Annotated in this window: 2 protein-coding genes; both read right to left on the reverse strand. The window is 36.5% G+C overall.

Annotation, left to right across the window (positions count from 1 at the left end; all coding sequences use genetic code 11):
- Nucleotides 1–491: 491 nt before the first annotated feature.
- Nucleotides 492–10,298 (reverse strand): non-ribosomal peptide synthetase, encoded by a 9,807-nt coding sequence (locus tag UB51_RS09490; protein ID WP_052675834.1) that lies wholly within the window; start codon nucleotides 10,296–10,298, stop codon nucleotides 492–494.
- 23 nt (nucleotides 10,299–10,321) lie between these two features.
- Entirely contained in the window at nucleotides 10,322–22,207 is an 11,886-nt protein-coding gene (locus UB51_RS09495) for a non-ribosomal peptide synthetase (RefSeq protein WP_044877091.1), read from the reverse strand.
- Nucleotides 22,208–22,634: the final 427 nt, after the last annotated feature.

The following is a 22,634-nucleotide window of genomic DNA, read 5'->3' on the forward strand; positions in this document are numbered from 1 at the left end:
TCAGCTCGTGGTTCCACCCTAATTCGACCTACAACGTATCATCTTTGGCTATTCACCAAAACATACAGATGCAAGGACCTCATTGGTATCCGGTATCGGGGATAAGGCGGTGTCGCTTACAGCCGCGAAATATTAATCGACGGGTTCAACGCCACGGCTACAAAGGGGTAATTTCACAACCGGTAACTGGAGAAGCTTTCAGCGTAAACTTCTCTCTCTGGACAGTTCGTGAAGGAAATCATGTCTTTGGTCAATGCCTAATTTATGTTTACCGGTACAATATTACATAATCGCTCTCGAGAAAGTCAAGGAAAAGAATTATTCTTTAAAAGAGATGGCCGTTTATTCAACGTATTTTTCCTAAAGAACAAACACTCACGCCATTGACGGTGATTCTTCCACCGACAAATCACGTGAGCGCTGATTAAACAAGAGAGAAGAATTCAATCATAAATCAAAGCCATTTAATAGTTTATTTTCTTTTACGTGTACTAAAAACTACTCGACGTAATCATTCCAAGTTCATTTATTTTAACCTCGGAATTCGTTACCACTTGTTTAATGATAGCGATAAAATGCTCTTGAATCTTTTCTACTGTTGATGAGTCATATACATTTGCATTATATAGCAATATTATCTTCATATGATCATGGGGCTTGACTATTAAAGTAAAATCAAAACTATTGTGTTCTGCACACTCAACATTCATAATTTCAAGAGGCTTTTCGCCGTATTTACCCAAATCCTCCAGCTGCTCTTCAACAGGGAAATTCTGATATACAACAACGTGGTTAATTAAAGATTGTTTTTGTTTGGTTAAATTTTGAATATCATATAATGAATACGTATCATAAGCATGTGACACAACAGCTTGTGCTTGAGTTTTTTTCATTAATGATATAAAAGATTCTTCTCCCTCCGATTGAATTCGAACAGGCACTGCATTTATAAATAATCCAATCATACTTTCAATACCAGGAATAACAGGCGGTCTGCCTGATACAACACTTCCGAATACAACATCGTTACTTTCATTATATTGCTGTAGTAAAATACCCCAAGCCGTTTGCACTAATGTGTGCATGGTAACCTGATTCTGCTCCGCTATTTGCTTCATTTGCTTGATCAGTACATCATCCAAATAACAGTTTAAAGTTTGTGAATCTTGTCTTACATTCTTTCTTTTTATTTTTTCTCCAGGCAATTTCGTTTGCTCTTCATAACCTTCCAAGTAATGACCCCAATATTTTATTGCTTCTTCACTGTTTTGTTGTTCTAGCCACTCAATAAATTGACTATATGGCGTCAGTAAAGTCATTTCAGGTTTTCTTTTCTCCCGAATAGCAAAGTAATTTTCAAATATTTCCTTGCTTACAAGAGACATACACCAACCATCCATTAAAGTATGGTGAAAACTCCATATAACGCGGTATTCTTCATTTTTTGTTCGTAAAACAGTCATACGTATTAAGGAATTTTGTTGTAAATCAAATCCTCTTGCCTTATTTTGTTGGATATAATCGTTAACATATCCCTCACGTAGAATCTCCTTCATATCCAGTAAATCTTCATAATTAAATTCGAATTTCTTCTCTTGATAAACGATTTGTAAAGGGATATCCATGAAATCACTATAAAAATTAGTTCTTAATATCGCATGTCTTTGCATTAAATGATCCAAGCTCTGTGCAAAAGATGTAACATCGAAATCCCCACGCATATCAAACATGATTTGTACAAAATAAGCTCCCGAAATTGGATTCCGTTCACTTTCAAACAGCATTTCCTTCTGTAACGGTGTTAACGGATAAATATTTTCTATACGACCTATGTGTTGTGTTTGTCCCACTAAGCGATCCAGTTGATCAATGGTTAATGTCTTGCATGAAATATCACTTGGTGTAAGTTCGGTTCGTTCTTTCGTAACACAATGGACAATCACTTCCTTGAGACTTTCCTTAAAGAGCGAAGCCAGTTGCTCCATTGTTTCTCGCCGATATTGTCTTTGACTATAGTTGATTGTGAGCGACAACCTGCCTTCTATAACGATCCCATTGATATTAAGTAAAAATGGCCTTTTGTTGTTTTCACTTACTGACGGACCACTAGAATGAGATGAAAATTTAATTCCATCATTTTCTGAACCTTGATCCACCTGTCCCATATAGTTAAAACTAATTTCAGGATTTTTTTCAAGAATAAATTCTTTATGAGAATGTGACAAATACTTTAGAATACCATAACCAACACCTTTGTTTGATATCTGGCGTAATCCTTCCTTAACCGTCTTAATCCTTCTTGATACATCTGTCGCAGCTTTCATACTAAGGATCACAGGGTACATACTCGTAAACCAACCCACTGTTCGGGTGATATCCATGTCTGGAATGATTTGTTCTCTCCCATGACCTTCTAAATTCACAATGATTTCTTCCATACCTGTCCAATCATGAATAGCCATTCCAAGTGCCGTTAGCAATAGATCATTAATTTCAGTATTATACGTATGATGTGTCTTCTTCAATAATTGTTCGGTTTCTTCTGCTGTCCACTGTATGGTTATCACTTCACTGTCTTTCCCTATGGTATAGTCACAGTCAATATCTTTAGGCAGTGGTTTCATATCAACCTGCTCAATACAATGCCAATATTTATATTCTTGCTCCATTTCAGGACTGTTTGCATAAATAGATAATTGTTCTGCCCATAGTTTATACGAAGCCGTTTTTTGTGGAAACTGAATTTCTTGACCCCTTAAAAATTGATCAAGTCCTGATTGAATATCTTCATATAAAATACGCCATGAAACCCCGTCTACCACTAAATGGTGAATTGCAACTAATAAATGATCCCCTTCAGCACATTGGAACAATCCTAGTTTTATCAACGGCCCATGATCTATATTTATACTACTCTGAATTTCTTTCACTTTATTTTCAATGATTTGTGCAGGGTTTACTTCTTTCCTAAGATCCATGATTTCTAGACTAAATAATTCATCTTCCTCGATCCCCTGATTCCTTGCTTCATATCTGCCTTCAGCTGTCTTGAGGAATACCATACGAAGTGCATCATGATGCTCAACCATCTTATTCATCACTTGGTGAATGTAACTAACTTCAAATCCTTTTTCTCGATAAAACATCATTTCCTGATTGTAATGATGCGCATCCACCATATTTTGATCGAAGAACCAGCGTTGAATCGGGGTGAGCATCACTTGTCCCGTAACTTCCCCTTGATCAGAAATGGTGCTTACTGATTTAACGTGTAAACTTAACTCTTCTACAGTGGGGTAGGTGAAAAAATGCTTCATTTCAACTTTATAACCTGCTTGTAGCAAGCGTGAGGAAACTTGAATGCATTTAATCGAATCGCCTCCGAGTTCAAAGAAATTATCTGATATGCTAATATTCTGAACGCCGAGCACAGCTTCCCAAGCAGAAGTTATCGTTTGTTCTGTAGATGTTCTTGGCGCCATATATTCTGTTCCTTTTTGCATGCTTTCTTCTGGAGAAGGTAATGCTTTTCGGTCGATTTTCCCGTTTGATGTTAACGGCATTTGCTCTAATTGAATAAAATAAGATGGAATCATATAATCTGGGATTTTTTGAGATAATTCCATTCTCATTTTCTTGGCTGTGAGTGAGCTGTTCCCTTTCAAATACGCACATAACTGCTTTGACCCATCATTATTCTCCCTAGCAATCACCACTGCTTCTTGAATAGAGTCTATTTTTAAAAGCGCTGTTTCCACTTCGCCAAGCTCGATTCTATAACCGCGAATTTTCACTTGATGATCAATCCGTCCTAGATATTCAATATTTCCATCCGGCAACCATCTCGCTGCATCTCCTGTTCTATACATCTTCCCTTCTATCACAAAAGGGTTATCTACGAATTTCTCTGCTGTTAAATCAGGTCGGTTTAAATAACCTCTAGCAAGCCCCTCACCTGCTACATATAACTCTCCCTGCACTCCGATAGGTTGATTTCGTTGGTGTTTATCCAAAATATACGTTTGCAAAGTCGGGATCGGTTTGCCAATATTGCTTTTACCCGCATGTATTTCAATTGCTGTTATTTCTTTATAGGTCACATGAACCGTTGTTTCCGTTATTCCATACATATTAATCAACTGTGTTAATGGATATTTTACCTTCCACTCACTTAATAACGATGGATTGAGTGCCTCTCCACCAAAAATTACTTTTCTTAATTTCAATTCTCTTCCATGATCTTGTAGCGCTTCACGAAGGAGATGATAGAAGTAAGTGGGTGTTTGATTCAATATCGTCACTTGCTCATTTTTTAACAATTGTAGGAATTGTTCTGGACTTTTTGCCGTCATTTGAGGCACGATGACTAATTTTCCACCATAGAGTAAAGCACCATACATTTCCCATACAGAAAAATCAAAACAAAATGAATGAAACAAAGTCCATGTATCTGATGCATGAAAATCAAACAAATTTTTACTATTGAACAATAAACGAACGACATTTTTATGTTCAATCCACGTACCTTTCGGTTTACCTGTCGTTCCTGAAGTATAAATTACGTAGGCTAATCCCGATGGAGCAACGGTTATTCCTAAATTTGAATGATCTTCATGATAAAATTCATGATCATCTACCATAACAACCTTTCCTGCGAAAGAAATACGTTCTTGTAAATGACTTTGTAACAATAATAAGTGTACTCCCGAATCCTCAAGCATATAGTGAATACGATCCGCTGGATATTCTGGGTCAATGGGTACGTAGGCTCCACCCGCTTTCATAATCGCCATGATTCCAATGATCATATCTAATGATCGTTCTGCCATGATCCCAATTAACTGATCCGCTTCTACCCCTTCAGATTTCAGTGTTCTTGCTAATTGATTGGCTTTTTCATTCAATTCTTTATAGGTTAAGTATTTATCCTCAAATACAACAGCCACTTGTTCGGGAGTTCGTACCACTTGCTCTTCAAATAACCCGTGAATCGTCTTGTCTAATGGATAGTCAGCCATGGAATCATTAAATACCTCTAAAATTTGTGTTTTCTCTTGTGGTGTTATTAACTCTATTTCATCGATACTAATTTGTGGACTTTTTATCACTTGCGCCAAAATTTGTATCAAATGACCTCGAATTCGTTCTATGCTTGCTTGATCATAGACGTTTGCGTTATAAAAAAACATCCATTTCATCTCTTCACCTGGTTTTATAATCAGGTTAAAATCATAATTCGTTTGTTCATCCGCTTCTACATTCGTAATCTTAAGAGCTGTCTTCTCTTGATCCCCAAACTGTTCCATAATGCCTTGTACGGGATAATTCTCAAACACCAGGATATGATCAATCAAATGTTGTTTTTGCTGCGTTATAGCTTGAATCTCATATAATGGATACGTATCGTAATGATGAGAAGCGACGGCTTGTTCTTGATTCCGTTTCATTACTTCAATAAATGCTTCATTGCCTTGGGCATGAATACGTACTGGAATGGTATTAATAAATAAGCCAATGATGTTTTCGATGCCTATGATGGCCGAGGGTCTGCCTGATACAACACTCCCAAATACAACATCGTCACTTCCATTATATTTTTGCAGTAAAATGGCCCATACGGTCTGCATTAACGTATTCAACGTAACTTGATTCTGACTGGCGATTTGTGTCATTTGCCCAGTCAATTCTTTACTTAGCTTATAAATCATATTCTCTGAACAATATTCGTCACTCTTCGTTATTGTATTTTCTTTCGGCAGAGTCGTTTGCTCGTCATACCCTTTTAAATATTCACTCCAGTATTTCAAAGATTTATCATGATCTTGTTTTGCTAGCCATTCGATATATTGACTATACTGGATCGCTACCTTCTCCTCAGGTTTTCTTTGTTCTTGAATCGCAAAGTATCCATCGAATAGCTCCTTTATTACAAGAGACAGACACCATCCATCCATCAAAATATGATGATAATTCCAAATAAAACGATATGTTTCATCATGGGTATGCAAGATTGAGATACGCATTAACACATCTTGAGATAAGTCAAAACCTTTAATTTTATCTTCTCTCGTATAAGATGCCACATATGCTTCACGTTCTTCTTCATTCATTTCACGCAAATCTTCATATATGAGTCCATTCTGTTTATTACGATATACGACTTGCAATGGATTATTTGTCCATTTACTGTGAAAATTAGTTCTGAAAATGACATTTCGTCGTATCAGATGATTTAAACTCTTTGTAAAAGCTTCCACATCTAAAGATCCATGAAGATCAAGCGTTGTTTGAATAAAATAAGCATCAGAACTTGAATTAAGGAGGTTAAGGAAAAACATTCCGTTTTGCATAGGCGATAAAGCATATATATCTTCTATCTCACCAATATGTTCGGATTGCTGCACAAATCCTTCTAATTCTTCTATATTTATTCCTTTTAACGAAATATCACTTGGGGTTAACTCTGGTTTCTCTTTCGTTACGCAATGCCTAATAATTTCTTGTAGACTATCTTTAAATAGTTTAGTCCATTGAACTATCGTTTCTTTGTGATATTGTGTGCGACTATAACGAAATGAAAGTGATAACTTTCCTTCCACAATTAGACCGTTCATATCAATAAGATGATTTCTTGTGTGGTTTTCACTTGTTGCTACTCCGTTAGAGTAAGGGGATATCTTCATCGCAGTATTTTGAATATCTTGATCAAATTGTCCCAAATAGTTAAAACTAATTTCTGGATTTATTTTAAATTGAGCATCTGCTAAATACCTTGCAATACCATAACCAATTCCTTTTTTCGGAATCTGGCGAAGGTCTTCTTTTATTCTCTTGATGAGGTGCGACATATTTGTACTTGCTTCCATATCTAGTACAACAGGATACTGGCTCGTAAACCATCCAATAGTACGTGTAATATCAAGATCTGCTATAATTTGTTCTCTTCCGTGCCCTTCCAGATTCACAAGGACTTTATCCATGCCTGTCCACTGATGAATAGACATGCCTAATGCGGTTAGCAACAAATCGTTGATTTCCGTTTTGTAAGCACGGTTCGCTTGTTTTAATAGTTGTTCCGTTTCTGCTTCTGTCCATTCTAACGTTATTTCTTCACTATCTTTTGTTAGTGCATGATCCTGTTCATCATCTTTAGGTAACGGATTACATTCGACTTGTTCTATTTCATTCCAATATTCAAGCTCTTGCTGTATCACTTCACTACCCGCATACAACTCCAATTGTTCTGCCCATAATTGGTATGAACCTGTTTTTTGAGGGAATTGAATCGGTTCTTCATTACGTAATTGTTCATATCCCTTTGAGACATCTTCTATCAATATTCGCCACGAAACCCCGTCTATGACCAAATGGTGAATAACGATCAATAGATGATCTCCATCTGCACATTGGAATAGGCCTAACTTCATCAAGGGTCCTTTATGCAAATGGATACTGCTTTGAATTTCATTGGCTTTATCCTCTATCTGTTGAGAAGGATCTGCTATGTTCTTGAAATCTATAATTTCAAGGCTATATAATGGTTCATCTTCCGTCCCTCTATTCCATGCTTCATAACCACTTTCCGTTTGGTTATATACGATGCGAAGCGCATCATGGTGCTCACAAATTTTATGTAATACATGGCGAAGTGTAGCTTCGTGAAAACCATCCTCCCGATATAACGTTATAGATTGATTATAGTGATGGGCATCCACCTTATATTGCTCAAAAAACCAATGTTGAATTGGGGTTAACATCACTTTTCCAGTTATGATTCCCTGCTCTGACATTGCACTAATGGGATGAACATATGAAATTAAGCTTGCTATGGTCGGATATTTAAACAAATGTTCCATTTGTACCTGATAGCCCGCTTGATATAATCTCGAAGAAACTTGAATAGATTTAATAGAATCCCCACCAAGTTCAAAGAAATTATCCGAAATCCCAATCTTCTCAACTCCTAATACCACTTCCCAGATGGATGCGAGTTGTTGTTCCACAAAAGTTGCTGGTGCTTCGTACGCCATTCCTTTCAACATATTTTCCTTCGGGGCAGGTAACGCTTTGCGGTCGGCTTTTCCATTTGTCGTAAGTGGCATCTGATCTAGTTGTACAAAGTAGGACGGAATCATATAGTTTGGTAGTTTGTGGGACAACTCTTCTCTCAGTTTTCCTATCTCTATTGCATCCTTACCAACCAGGTATGCGCATAATTGCTTCGTTCCCACTTCATCTTCTCGGGCAATGACAACGGCCTCTTGAACCTTTTTTATTGTTAAGAGTGCTGTTTCTATCTCGCCAAGTTCGATCCGGTATCCACGAATCTTCTCTTGATGATCCATTCTTCCTATATATTCAATGTTCCCATCTGGCAGCCACCTGGCTGAGTCACCCGTCTTGTACATTTTTGCTCCTGCAACAAACGGGTCATCTACAAATTTCTCTGCCGTAAGGTCCGGTTGGTTCAAGTAACCTCTAGAGAGTCCTGCTCCGGCTATACATAATTCTCCCTGTACGCCAATAGGCTGTAATCCATTTTGTTCCCCTAATATATAGATTCTATTATTCGCAATAGGCTTGCCGATTGAAATGTCTTGATCCGCATGATGAATAGAAAGAACCGTTGATACGACACTATTCTCGGTTGGGCCATACTCATTACAAATTTCGATATGCGAATTAATGTGCTGTAATTTGTGTATTAAGGCAGGTATGATCTTCTCTCCTGCGGCGACGACATTCTTCATCGAAATCCAATCTTCTGCGTTCACACTTTCCAATAAGGTCATCAAGAAACTCGGTGGACTTTGCATATGCGTGATTCCCTGTTTTTTTACGATGGTGTTAATGGCTATAGCATCTTTACATTGTTGTTGACTTAACACATATACCGTCGATCCAGAACTAATGGGCCCAAAAAAATGGGTAATAAACGAATCAAAAACGAATGGATTCAGCATCAATACCCGATCTTCTTCAGTAAATTTGTAAAATTCTGATTTCCACTGAATGGAATTTGCAATACTGCCGTGTTCGATCATAACTCCTTTAGGATTTCCTGTTGTTCCTGATGTATAGATTACATAAGCCAAATCACGCGAACTCGTTACGTGCTCCAAGTTCAAACGATTATTATCGTAACTTTGTTCATCATCTAAAATAATGGATGTTCCTGCAAAAAATACTCGTTCCTGTAAATGACTTTGCAATAACAAGCATTTCACTTGCGAATCCTCTAATGTAAAATGAATACGTTCTTCCGGGTATTCTGGATCAATTGGAACATAAGCGCCACCTGCTTTTAGAATACCGAATATGCCTATGACCATCTCAAGCGAGCGTTCCGCCATAATTCCAACTAACTGCCCCACCTGTACACCTTTAGATTGAAGCGTCCTAGCCAATTGATTCGATTGTTGATTTAGTTCTCTGTACGTTAGTTGTTTACTCTCAAATACCACAGCTACATGATCTGGTGTTCGTTCCACCTGTTCTTCAAATAATTGATGCATCGTCTTGTTCTGTGGATACTCCACCACTGTATCGTTGAAATCAAATAATAGCTTATTTCTATGTGTCTCTGAGAGCATATCTACGTTATTAATCTCTAGTTCAGGTTGGTTTAAAACAATGGAAAAGAATTGGTCTAAATGTTCAATCACTTGAACCATAAACTCTTCATCGTAACGATCTTCATCAAAAAATAATTTCAAATGAATTGCATCATTTTCCAGATCGAAATGAAAAATAGTATCTGAACTTACGTCCTTTTCATAATCGATTGAATGAATTTCATTTAAAGAGACCATGGTATTGATCATAGGTAAGTGGTTCGAATCATATTGCAGATTTAACTGTTCGACCATTTTTCTAAAAGGTATTCTTTGATGTTGGATGGCTCCACTTAAACCTAGTTTCACTTGATTAAATATAGATTTAAATGAACTATTACTATCTATACGATTTTTTAATATTAAAAACTTATTGGAAAGCGAAAGATCACTATTCTTTTCTTCCATCGTTGGAATACCAATAATAATATTGTTCTCACTCGTGTATTTATGAAGTAGGCACTTCATCCCAGTTAATAAAATCGCATAAATCGCCATATTAGAGTCCTTAGATATAGACTTGATTTTTTGCGAAACATCGGATGATAAAGATCTATAAATAAAATTGTGATGATTCGTATCACCTAAATGTTTTAAAGTCGTTTTATAAGGCAAATGAATAAGAACATCATCTTCTTCAAACTGATTTGTCCAAAAAGACTCTTGTTTTTCAAAAATTGACATATAGCACCTCCGATTTTTAATAATTAGAAATCTACTTCCATTAAATCTACTAAGGGTTCACTATTTATTAATTCTTCAACCAATTTAATCTTGTTGATTTCGATGTGTGGGTTTTGAACAACAGATGTTAAGATCAACAATAAATTTTTGGACATCGCTTCGATCGTTGTTTTCTCAAATAATGTTGTGCTAAATTCAAAAGCCGCTTCTAATTTATAGTCAAAAACTTCTGCATATAATGTTAAATCAAATTTTGATATCTTGTTATTTTGAACATAAGGTTTACATGTTACAGCATCCATTTGAATTTCCGTTACATCTGTATTTTGTAACACAAACATCGTGTCAAATAACGGATTACGCCGTACATCTTTTGTTATATCTACTTTCTTGATTAATTCCTCAAATGGATAATCTTGATTTTCATAGGCATTTAACATGTTTTCTTTGACCTCAAGTAAGTACTTCGTAAACGTTTTTTCTCCTGAAGGATAGTTTCTTAAAGCAAGTGTATTCACAAACATACCAATAATCGGTTCTAACTCTGCATGAGTTCTTCCTGCAATGGGTGCTCCAACTATAATATCTTCTTGCCCACTGTATTTAGATAAAAGGATGGTATAGGCTGCTAATAGAATCATATACAGCGTCGTTCCTGTTAAACCTTCCATCGTTCTTAAACCTTCAATCATTTGTTCCTGAATCACAAATTCGAATAAATCTCCTTCATAACCTAAGGATATAGGTCTCTCATAATCTGTTGGCATATCCAATAAGGGGATTCCTTCACTAAAAACATGGAGCCAATACTTTTCCTGTTCTTTCATCCGATCACCTTGAATTTGAATCTGCTGCCATTCTGCATAATCCTTGTATTGAATCCGAAGAGGTGAGAGTTTCGCTCCATTATATAACTCACTAATTTCAGTCATTAGAATGTTTACGGATAATCCATCTGAAATAATATGGTGCAAATCTACAAGCAATACATGACGCTCAGGCTCAAGTTCAATGAGTCCAACTCTTAGAAGAGGTGCTTGACTAAGATCAAATACACGAACAAATTGTTGAATTTGATCTTCTACATCTTCTTCTGTTAGTTCTACATATTCAATTCCAAAATTCACTTCAGAATGGATCAATTGTTTAGGTTCTCCGTGTATTACTTTAAATGCCGTTCGAAGAGACTCATGACGATGAATTAATTGTTGAAACGATTCTTCTAATCTCATTCGGTCCAATGATCCTTCGATCATGAATACACCTGACATATTATAGATAAGTTCTTTACCGGCCTTTATACTCATAATGTACATTCTCATTTGTGCTGAAGAAATAGGGTAGTATTCTTTCTCCACAGCTTTGGGGATGGAGACAAATACATTCCGCTCCTCCATATGATCAATGAACTGGGCCATCTGTTCGATCGTGAGTAATTCAAACACATTTCTGACAGATACACTGACATTCATTTTTTCATTTATCTTTGATACGAGCTTTGTTGCTCGTAAAGAGTTGCCTCCGACATCAAAGAAAGGATCTTTGATACTGATCTTATTTACACCAAGTACGTCTTGCCATACAGATAACAACTGTTCTTCCACCAATGTTCGAGGTTCTACATAATCTCTTCCCGTTTGTATATTTCCTTCTGGAGCAGGAAGTGATCTGCGATCAACTTTTCCATTGGGTGTTAGTGGCATTTGATCCAATTGTATAAAATAGGCTGGAACCATGTAGCTCGGTAATTCATTGGATACTTTTTCTTTCAACTCTTTAACCGTTAGCATTGAATCTGCTGTGAAGTATGCACATAACGATTTATCCCCATGATCATCCTCGTGCACAGTGACGACGACCTCTTTTACTGAATCTATATTTAACAGCGCTGCTTCTACTTCCCCTAGTTCTATTCGATATCCGCGAACTTTTACTTGGTTATCCATTCGTCCTATATACTCGATGTTACCCTCTGGAAGCCATTTTACTAGATCACCTGTCTTGTACATTCTTTCTCCCTGCACAAACGGATCACTTACAAATTTCTCTGCTGTGAAGTCTGGTAAATTTAAATAACCTCTACCTACCCCATCGCCAGCAATACACAATTCTCCTGCTACTCCCACAGGTTGTAATTGTTCATATTTATTCACAACATACAAACGGTTATTGCCTAATGTCCTGCCAATCGGGACGTATGCTCGACTATTTCCTGATACAAGTTGCTCTGGCGTAACTTTAAACGTAGCGGCATCCACACAACATTCTGTAGGACCATACACATTTATAATGGTTGGTGGCGCTGTGTGGTTTATAGAAAATAATGATGTTAATTCAACCACACTTTGCTGAGAAAGAGCCTCTCCTCCAATCAGCATGTATTGTAACGATATGTCTTGAAAACCGTTTGATTTTAAAAGTAATTTCAAGTGCGCAGGCGTACCGTCTGTTAAATCAATTTGATTGTCTCGATAGTAATTCAATAAAGCCTGTCCATCTAATATCGTTTCTTGGCTTGCGATAAACAAAGAGTGTCCTAACAGTAGTGCACCAAAAATTTGCTTAACAGATGCATCGAAATAATAAGGGGCTAATAATGCTACGTTCAATTTTTTATTCTGATCATCAATAACTTGGCCATACAACCCTTTAATTAAATGATGTACCTGACGGTGTTCAATCATGACCCCTTTGGGCTTTCCTGTTGTACCTGAAGTATAAATAACATAAGCTAACGAATTGGAATCTACTGTTAACTCCAAGTTCGAAATATCATCTGTATAGGCTTTTTTATCATTTAAATCAATATACTTTCCACTAAAAGATACAGCTCGTTTAAGATGCCCTTGCGTGACTAACAACTTTGCTCCTGCATCATGCAAGATATACTGGATACGCTCTGCTGGAGAGTCCGGATCAATCGGAACGTATGCCCCGCCTGCTTTTAAAATCCCATAGATGCCAATGATCATCTCAATTGAACGTTCTGTCATGATCCCTACCAATTGATCTGCATGTACACCTTCTGCTCTTAGTGTTCGTGCTAACTGATTCGCTCGTTCATTCAGTTGTCGGTAAGTCAAATTGTGATCTCCAAATGAAACCGCCAATTGGTTGGGTGCTTCCTTCACCTGTTCTTCGAACAGTTCCTGAATCGTCTTATCCCGTGAGTACTCTATCTTTGTGTCGTTAAATTCATTTAATAGTTGGTTTTGTTCACTTTGAGATAACATTTGAATGTCTGACAATACAACATCTTGTTTGATCACAATGTTTCTGAGTATGTTGATGAAATGCGTTTGCATCGTGTCGATTGTATCTCGTGTAAATAAATCCGTCTTATAATTAAAGTGCATCTCCAAACACTGGTTATCATCTTCCACGATTAGCATTAAATCATACAACGATACTCCAACATTTAATTCTTTAACCTTAAACTGACAATCATCTTCTTGTCTTTGATTTAAATCTGTATTTAAAAAGCTATACATCGTATTGAAGAGCGCTGTCCCCGTTGTATCACGATGTGTATTTAACTTGTCTATTAGTCTATCAAAAAGATAATCTTGGTTATCCAATGCATCTAGGGATTGTTTTTTTATTTCTTCGAGATAAAATCGAAACGACTTATTCGCAAGGGGTTGCGATCTAATCGCTACGGTCTGAATAAAAACACCTATCATTTTTTCTACATCGGGATGATTTCTACCTAAAGTAGGCGTACCTATAATAATATCTTCTTGACCTGAATACTTGTGAAGTAAAACATTATAGGCTGCCAATAAAACCATAAATAATGTTGTTTCTGTTCGTTTTGCAAGCTTATCCAAAGACAGCTTCAATTGATCATCTAAAAAGAATGAAAGTCTTGATCCTTTTGATGTTACAAACGGTGTTCGAACAAAATCAGTAGGCAAATTAAGGTTTGGAATCTCCCCTTTAAATTGATCCAGCCAATATTTTTCTTGTTTCTTGAAAGAGTCTCCCGCCAAAAATGTGTTCTGCCAAGCTACAAAGTCTTTGTATTCAACTTCAATTTCTGGAATATCATTTCCATCATAATCATCCATAAGTTCATTAGCGAGAATACTAACGGAATACCCATCGGATATAATATGATGCATCTCGATAAGTATCTCTACTTGATCTTGATCTATTCGAATGAATTCCGCACGAATTAATGGAGCCTTTGACAAATCAAATGGTTGTGCAAAATCATTAACAGAAAGATCAAACTGACTAGCGCTCATTTGAGACCTTTTCACTTCGAAATCAACGGATGGGGAAATCTTTTGATAAAGTTCTCCGTCTACAAGCTGAAAGGATGTTCGAAATGCTTCATGACGCTGTATCATTTTGTCCAATGAAGAAATCAATTTATGTTCATTACTTTTCCCTGTAATCGTGATGTGCCCGCACATGTTTTGAAAAATGCTATTCTGTTCGAATTGATCCATGAAATATATCCGTTGTTGTGCAGGTGATGTTTCATAGAATTCCTTTACTTTCAATACCTCTATAGGTATATAAGCTTCCTCTTTCTCACCCATAATCACACTAGCTAGGTCCTTAAGATGTTGATTCTTGAAGAATTGTACAATTGAAATTTTATGATGTAACTGCTCATGCACTTTTGAAAGCATAACCGTGGCTTTGAGAGAGTTCCCCCCTAGATCAAAGAAATGGTCATTTCTGCCTACTCTCTCTACAGTGAGTATGTCCTGCCAAATACATGCCAACGTTCTCTCCGTATCACTTACTGGATGTTCAAACACGGCTATTTGATTGGAGTTAAGTTCACGCTCATGAACAAAACGGTTATACATTTCATTTAAATGCTCTTGTCGTTCATGCGAAAATAACGTTAAAGACGAAATCTCAACCCATGAATGACTCACCATATTCTGCAGCAGATTCACAAAACCTTCTGACCACAATTTCATGATCTCATGCTCAATGACATCGGTATTATAATCAAAATCCAAACACAATTCATGGCTAACATCCGTAATATTAAGGAATAGGTCATAAGCCACATGTTTAATGGGATACGATATAATTTCGGTCTCCATGTTTTCAAAATAAAGGTTATGAATCGTTCTATCCATATTAAATAAAATACGAGTATCCGGTATTTGCATGTTAGGAAGTTGTTCTGAAACGATAGACAACGGCACACCCTGATGTTTCATCACGCTAGCTAATGTTTCTTTAATATGAATGATATGGTCTACAATGGATTGCTCCGTTTGCACGCTATTGTGAACAGGTAGAATGTTGACACAATTACCAATGAGCACGTTTTTATTCATGTGGGACTGACCCGCCGTAGGAACACCAATCACAAGTTGAGACTGACCTGTTAGTTTGTGCAGATATAAATGAAATGTAGCAAACATAGTTACAAACAAACTACTCTTATTATTTATACTTAATGTTCGGAGTGACTCTGTTAATTGAAGATCCAACTTCAAGGAATATCTTTCTCCCGAATATCCTTTTTGAACATCATCAGATTTCACGGTTGGTAAGTTTAGTTTTGGAAATGATAAGGAAAACTGCTCTTTCCAAAACTGAATCCCTTGTGTAAATGTATCTTTACCCTGTTCAATCTGTTGCCATTCTAAATAATCACGGAATGGAGTAGCTTCTGGTAATGCAATTGAAATCCCTCGGATAAGAGCAGAATATGTTTTTTCTAACTCTTGAATGAATACAGCGATCGACCAACCATCTGCAATAATATGATGAAATGAAAGTACCATAAAATATTGGTTCGTTTCTCGTTTAAGTAAACTGATTCTAAATAGAGGTTCGTCTGACTGTAAGTCAAATGCTTTACTCGCATCGTTAGATAACCATTTGGACATTTCCAGTTCTTGATTTTCATCCACATTATCTGAGAAATCAATATATGCACACTGAAAGTCCATTACGGGTCTAACTTGTTGTGTTTCACGATCTACATGAATCATCGTTCTCAAAGCCTCATGACGATGCGCGATATGATTTACTGCCTGATTCAATATTTGAGCATTTACATGCCCTGTCATTTTCAAAATAATACTTTGATTCAATGAAGCATTAGCATCTTCCCCATGCAGTGAAGTCAGTAAAAGATGTTTTTGCTCTAAAGAAAGTTGATATTCTGGAATAGGTGAGTCTCCAGGTATAAATCCAACCTCGCGAAGTTCATAGACTGTTTCTTTCACAATCTTAATGATGTTATTCATGTCATCCAACGTATGCACCGTGGATATAAAACAGTTACGCCCTTCCCAAATATATAAACCTTTATAAATTAAATGGTAAAAAAACAACTCCATATCCCCGAATGAAATAAATCTAAAAAGCGATCCGTAGTTTACCATATATATAGGTACATCAGACTTTTTGAAAAACTCATTTAGCTCTTTTACAAGATAATTTGTTAATTCATTTAAATCTTTATATAATTTATCTCCTTCTGATTGGAGATAACGTAGCACCGTTAGCACTACTCTCATCGTAAGGGGGTGTGTACAAAATGTTCCACCGACAAATGTTTTCTTATCCGCAGCTACCGGATAAGACTGATCACCAAAATTCCAAGTTCCGCCATCAACCGCATTCATGAATTCCGCTTTACCTGCGACGATGCCGATAGGCATCCCTCCACCTACAACTTTTCCATAAGTAATCAGATCTGCTTGAACGCCAAACCATTGTTGCGCTCCACCTAACGCGATTCTAAATCCAGTGATGACCTCATCAAAAATAAGTGCAATTCCACATCGAGCTGTAATCTCTCTTAGTTCCTGTAGAAATTGTCTTGGTTGCACATCAGGTCTTCGACTTTGCACCGGTTCCACAAGTACAGCTGCCAATTCATTACCGAGACTTTGAATGATTTCTAGTGATTCTGGATTGTTATAATTAAGAATAATTAAATCATCCATAGAGCTTTTTGCAATACCAGGAGCCATAGAAAGTGCAGAAGATAAAGCATCCTCAGGATTCGCTACACCCAGCACACCGTCATGGGTTCCGTGATATGACCCTGAGAACAATACAATTTTAGAACGCCCCGTTACTGCTCTTGCTAACCGTAGCGCTACCATGACTGCCTCTGTACCTGAATTATAAAATGCAACACGCTCTACACCTGTCATATCACAAATGGTGTCAGCGACTTCTCCTGCTAAATCTGACATTGGGCCTAAAGGAGGTAAATTGCTTTGAATACTATCTAGCATGACATTCCTAATAAAAGATGGATTATGACCGAATAGATTCACACCAAATCCCATGGTCAGATCCAAATACTCATTCCCATCTATATCCCACATCTTTGGGCCATCCGCATGTTTGGAGATAATTGGATAAACTATTTCTTTCCAATAAGAACGAAATCCAGATACATTACGATTATTGGCATGAGCAAACCGAGTCTGATCTGTTCTTAACTTAGAACCCTTTGTTTTTGCAGTATACTTTGTCATAAATTGTTCTACATACTGCTTTTGATGATGTGAAAATCCACTCTCTTCATGAATTTTTAAGGATTGATAAGGTATAAAGGGTTTGACTCCCTTAGATTCGTTAACTTGTTTGATTTCTTTCTTTTTTTTTATTTCATTGATTTCATTATTTCTAACTTCTAAATGAGCTGATTGAACAGCATTTGTTGAATCACCTAATAGTAAATTCAAACTTTTTAATTGTGATTCCATCAATTGAATAGCAGAAATAACGATTTGATCTGAAACATTTGCAGAAACAACATTTTGTTCCGAAACATTTTCAGAAGATTGCACAGTATTATTCACTATGGCATCATTTTCTGTATATTCCTCATTATGCTTAGAAGTTACATTCTCAGAAACATATTTAACTAAATAATGAATGTTAGTTAGGGTTTCAAAAAACATTTCCATTGGGATATCTAGACCAAACATATCTAAAATTTCTTTCTTGATTTGCACGAGAATAATGGAATCCAAGCCAATTTGGAGAAAATGAGCATGAACATCTAGATCATTCAGCTTAATTCCAGAAGCATGACTAATACTTGTTTTAATCTTTAATTCAATATCATTTGTAGCCATCTCCATATGAACCTCATCCCTCTCTGAAATGTTTCCCGTTGGTATTGGATGTTTAACTTCAATCCAACACCTCTTCTGTTCAAATGGGTATAACGGCAATGGAATTTTCTGAATGACTTCATGACCATATAATTTCTCCCAATCCATAACTGCCCCTTGTGTAAATAACTCGCCTAATTGATTTAAAGATTCCATAGTTGCCTCTGTATACAGATGATCGGAAATGAACCTTTTCTCTTTTTTTCCATAACCATAATAAACATCTGAAAGGTTACGTTCTCCTAGTCCGATTCGTTTTAATTTTTCACTTAGTTCTTGTGTACTGCTTATAACGATTGCCAAACGATAATCTAAATTAGCTCTTCCTATACTCGCTGTATAACAAATTTGTTGAATTGAAACTTCGCTGTGATCGATTATATATTGCTGATAGCTTTTAACTAGCTCATCAAGTGCCCCTTCATTAGTAGCAGATAGAACAAATAGATTAAGACTAGGCTTAGAGTCAGTAATGATATTTTCTGTTTTCAAAGGCACAAATTCTTCTAGTACAACATGCGCATTGGTACCACTAAAACCAAAAGAGCTAACTCCGCATCTTAAAGGCTTGTCTTCTTCAGCAAAATCCATCAATTCTTGATTAACATAAAAGGGTGAAGCCTCAAATTTAACTAATGGATTAGGTTTATCGAAATGAACCAATGGCGGAATTTTATTGTTTTGAAACATGAGGATGGATTTTATTAATCCAGCTATACCCGCTGCTTCAAATAAATGACCAATGTTTGTTTTTACAGATCCAATAGAACAAAATTGTTTCCTATCCGTATATTTCTCAAAAGCTTTACGCAGGCCATTAAACTCAACGGGGTCACCTATCTTTGTCCCTGTTCCATGTGCTTCGATAAAACTAAGCGTATCCGGAGAAATTCCCGCGTCTTTCCACGCGCGTTCAATCACATTCGTCTGTGACTCAGGATTAGGTGCAGTAATTCCCACCGTTTTACCATCTTGATTAATCGCACTTCCTTTAATCACACCATAGATGTGATCCCCATCGTTGATGGCTTGCTGTAATGGCTTCAAGAGTACAGCTCCTACACCCTCACCAAATCCTGTACCGCTAGAATCTTCGCTAAAAGTCCTTGTTAACGCATCTGGAGATTCCATATCTAATCCAATACTTATAGGTAACAATGCCGTTCTAATGCCCCCAGCTAATGCCATTTCACAATCTCCAACGAGCAATCCTTTACATGCCATATGAACAGCAACAAGAGAAGAAGAACAAGCCGTATCAATCGTAATAGCCGGGCCTTTTAAATTCATGAAATAAGCGATTCTACTCGCCAGTACAGATGGCAAATTTCCAATTAAATAATTTTTTAGTTCCTCCGGATAACTAGCCGTCACGAGGCGCTCATAATCATATCCCACTTTGGAGTAACCTACATATACGCCTACATTTTTTCCATTTATTTCTTCACCTGCGTAACCTGCGTCTTCAATCGTGTGCCATGCCGTTTGTAAGAACATTCTTTGATTCGGATCCATAAATTGTGCTGTTTTCGGAGTTACACCAAAGAAGGAATAATCAAATTGATCAATTTGATCTAAATAACCACCCTTAATAAATTGACTCTCTTTGATTTCACTTCTAATGGATTGTAAATAATCCGCTGCGTCTTTTACCCGATTGTCAGGATAATCATGAATACAATGCTTACCATTCTCTAAAACACTCCAGAATTCATTTGTATTTGAGGCTCCCGGGACATTTAGAGACATACCAATAATGGCAATATCTTTTGCTGATGGATCATCCTCCATGCTTTTGTTTACTCGTATCGTTTCGTCATAACCTTTAGATAGATATCTTACTAATTCTGATATAGTCGGATATGTAAAGAGGTCGGTGATAGCAAGTTCTTCTCCATATTGTTGTTCAATACGTTCAGCAATTTGAGCCAGTTGTAATGAGGTTGCACCCATATCAAAATAACTATCCCCAATAACAATCTTTTTCCCTACTAACACTTCAGAAAATAATGAAATTAATTCAGTTTCTAAGACGTGAACAGATATAGGAGCTGTTTCTTTTGTTTTATCATTTATGATCCATTCATTAATGAATGAGGACTCTGTTAAAAATTTTCCTGCTTCAAATTGCTTAACTAACTGATAGCGCTGTATTTTTCCACTCGTTGTTTTTGGTAATTTTTTAATAGGGAGTACGTCTTTAACACTCCACCCTCCGTGTATATATAAGTGTTTTTTAATTTCTTTTATGAGGGGTAGAAATTGTTCGATTGATTTTTTATAAACCAAAAACACGACAATTTCTTCACTTTGGCTATTAGAATCATAAACACCGCAAGCTGCAACTCTTCCTAATTCGATACCGTCCAATTGAATCGCTACGCGTTCAATGTCGTGGGGGTATACATTTTTACCATTGATGAAAATAATGTCCTTTTCCCGTCCTGTTACGATAAGATTACCATTCTTTATAAAACCTAGGTCCCCTGTATTCACCCAACCATCTTGAGTTAACAATTTCTCTGTTGCTTGTGGATTATTATAATAACCTTGGGTAACGTTATCCCCTTTGATTTGAATGTTTCCAATAACATAATCTGGGACAATGGTATTTACATGATCACAGATTCGTAGCTGGCAATAATCAATAGCCTTACCAACTGCAACAAACGATGCCACATGCTCAGCGTCTTTTTCTAATTCAACTACTTGCTCGCCGAAATTCAGGTGATCTCGGTGTATATATACAGAAGTCAATTCTTCATCTATATTTGGAAAAGCAACTGCAACAGAGGCTTCTGCTAATCCATATACGGTAAACATAGCTGTGTTCTTTAAATGATATGGTGACAATACGTTTGAAAACTCATGGCATACTTCGGGTAATATGGGTTCGGCACCATTATAAATGACTCTGACACAAGACAAATCCCAACCTATAGCTTTCTCTTCACGAAAGAAGTTCAAGAAATACTTATAACCAAAGTTAGGAGAGGATAGAATGCTTGCTTTATGTTCATTTACCTTTTGCATCCAAAGAATAGGTTTCCGAATAAACAATTCGGTAGGAATTAAGTACTGATGAATACCTGCTACCATCGGCACGAGGTGAAATCCAATTAACCCCATGTCATGGGTAAGTGGCATCCAGGAAAGAAAAGAATCACTTGAAGTAATTTGAGTACCATTTATAGCAGCACATGTATTGTAAATTAAGTTGCGATGCGTGAGCATAACACCTTTGGGATCACCTGTTGATCCTGAAGAGAATTGAATAAATGCCAACTCTTCTGCCTTAGCTTTATAACATCTAGCAGATTCGAAATCATATATTTTATTTTGTATAATATCCGATGTAGCTCCTAATTGATCATGAAAATCTAGTAATTCATGTTCTAAAGCGAACTTTTTGATTTTATTCAATGCCTTTTTGGACGCAATCATAAATGGGTCCTTAAGTAAGTTCCAAATACGGCTTACCTTCAGCTTATGTTCATCATCTTCACCAACACTTACAGGTACGGGTATCATCCCACCAAGTAAACAAGCCCAGAATGCTACTAGAAACAGTTTGTTCTCTTGGATCTGAAAAATAACTTCTTGCCTCGGTTTGATTCCTAATTCTTGTAAATAACCTAAATATCCTCGTGCTTCATTGAATAATTGACTATACGATATAAAAGTTTCTATTTTATCAGCATCAATAAAAAGAATACCACGGTCAGTTATTTTACTTCTGTCTTGTATGACCTCTACTAATGTTTGAAATTGATTAGTATACATATCTCTCCTCCAAAACTATCATCATAATCATTCTGTCTACATCCTATTTATACATATTTTCAAGTAGGATTTTATCATAGTAATATATGTAAATACAAGAAAAGTATTGTAAATTATAACACAATTAGATCATTAGATAATTAATACTATTTTTACATATTTATGATAAAATATCTGACTGTCAAGCAAATCCATAACGTTAGATTTAAACAGCAAATAGGCTACCAACTTAAAGAGGCAGCCTAGAATTTGAATGTTACTAGAAAATCAACGTGTACTGCAAAGCTTGATAATCACGAGTCATAGATTCATCTTCAAATAATGAATGGTCGAACAGCTGAAACGGTAAATGGGTACATTCAAGCTTATAAAAAATCAGAAGTTACTGGACTTCAAATGACGATTACTTTCTTGCTTCATTAACTTT

It is taken from the genome of Paenibacillus sp. IHBB 10380 (assembly GCF_000949425.1).
In the GTDB taxonomy this organism is placed as follows: Bacteria; Bacillota; Bacilli; order Paenibacillales; family Paenibacillaceae; genus Paenibacillus_AQ.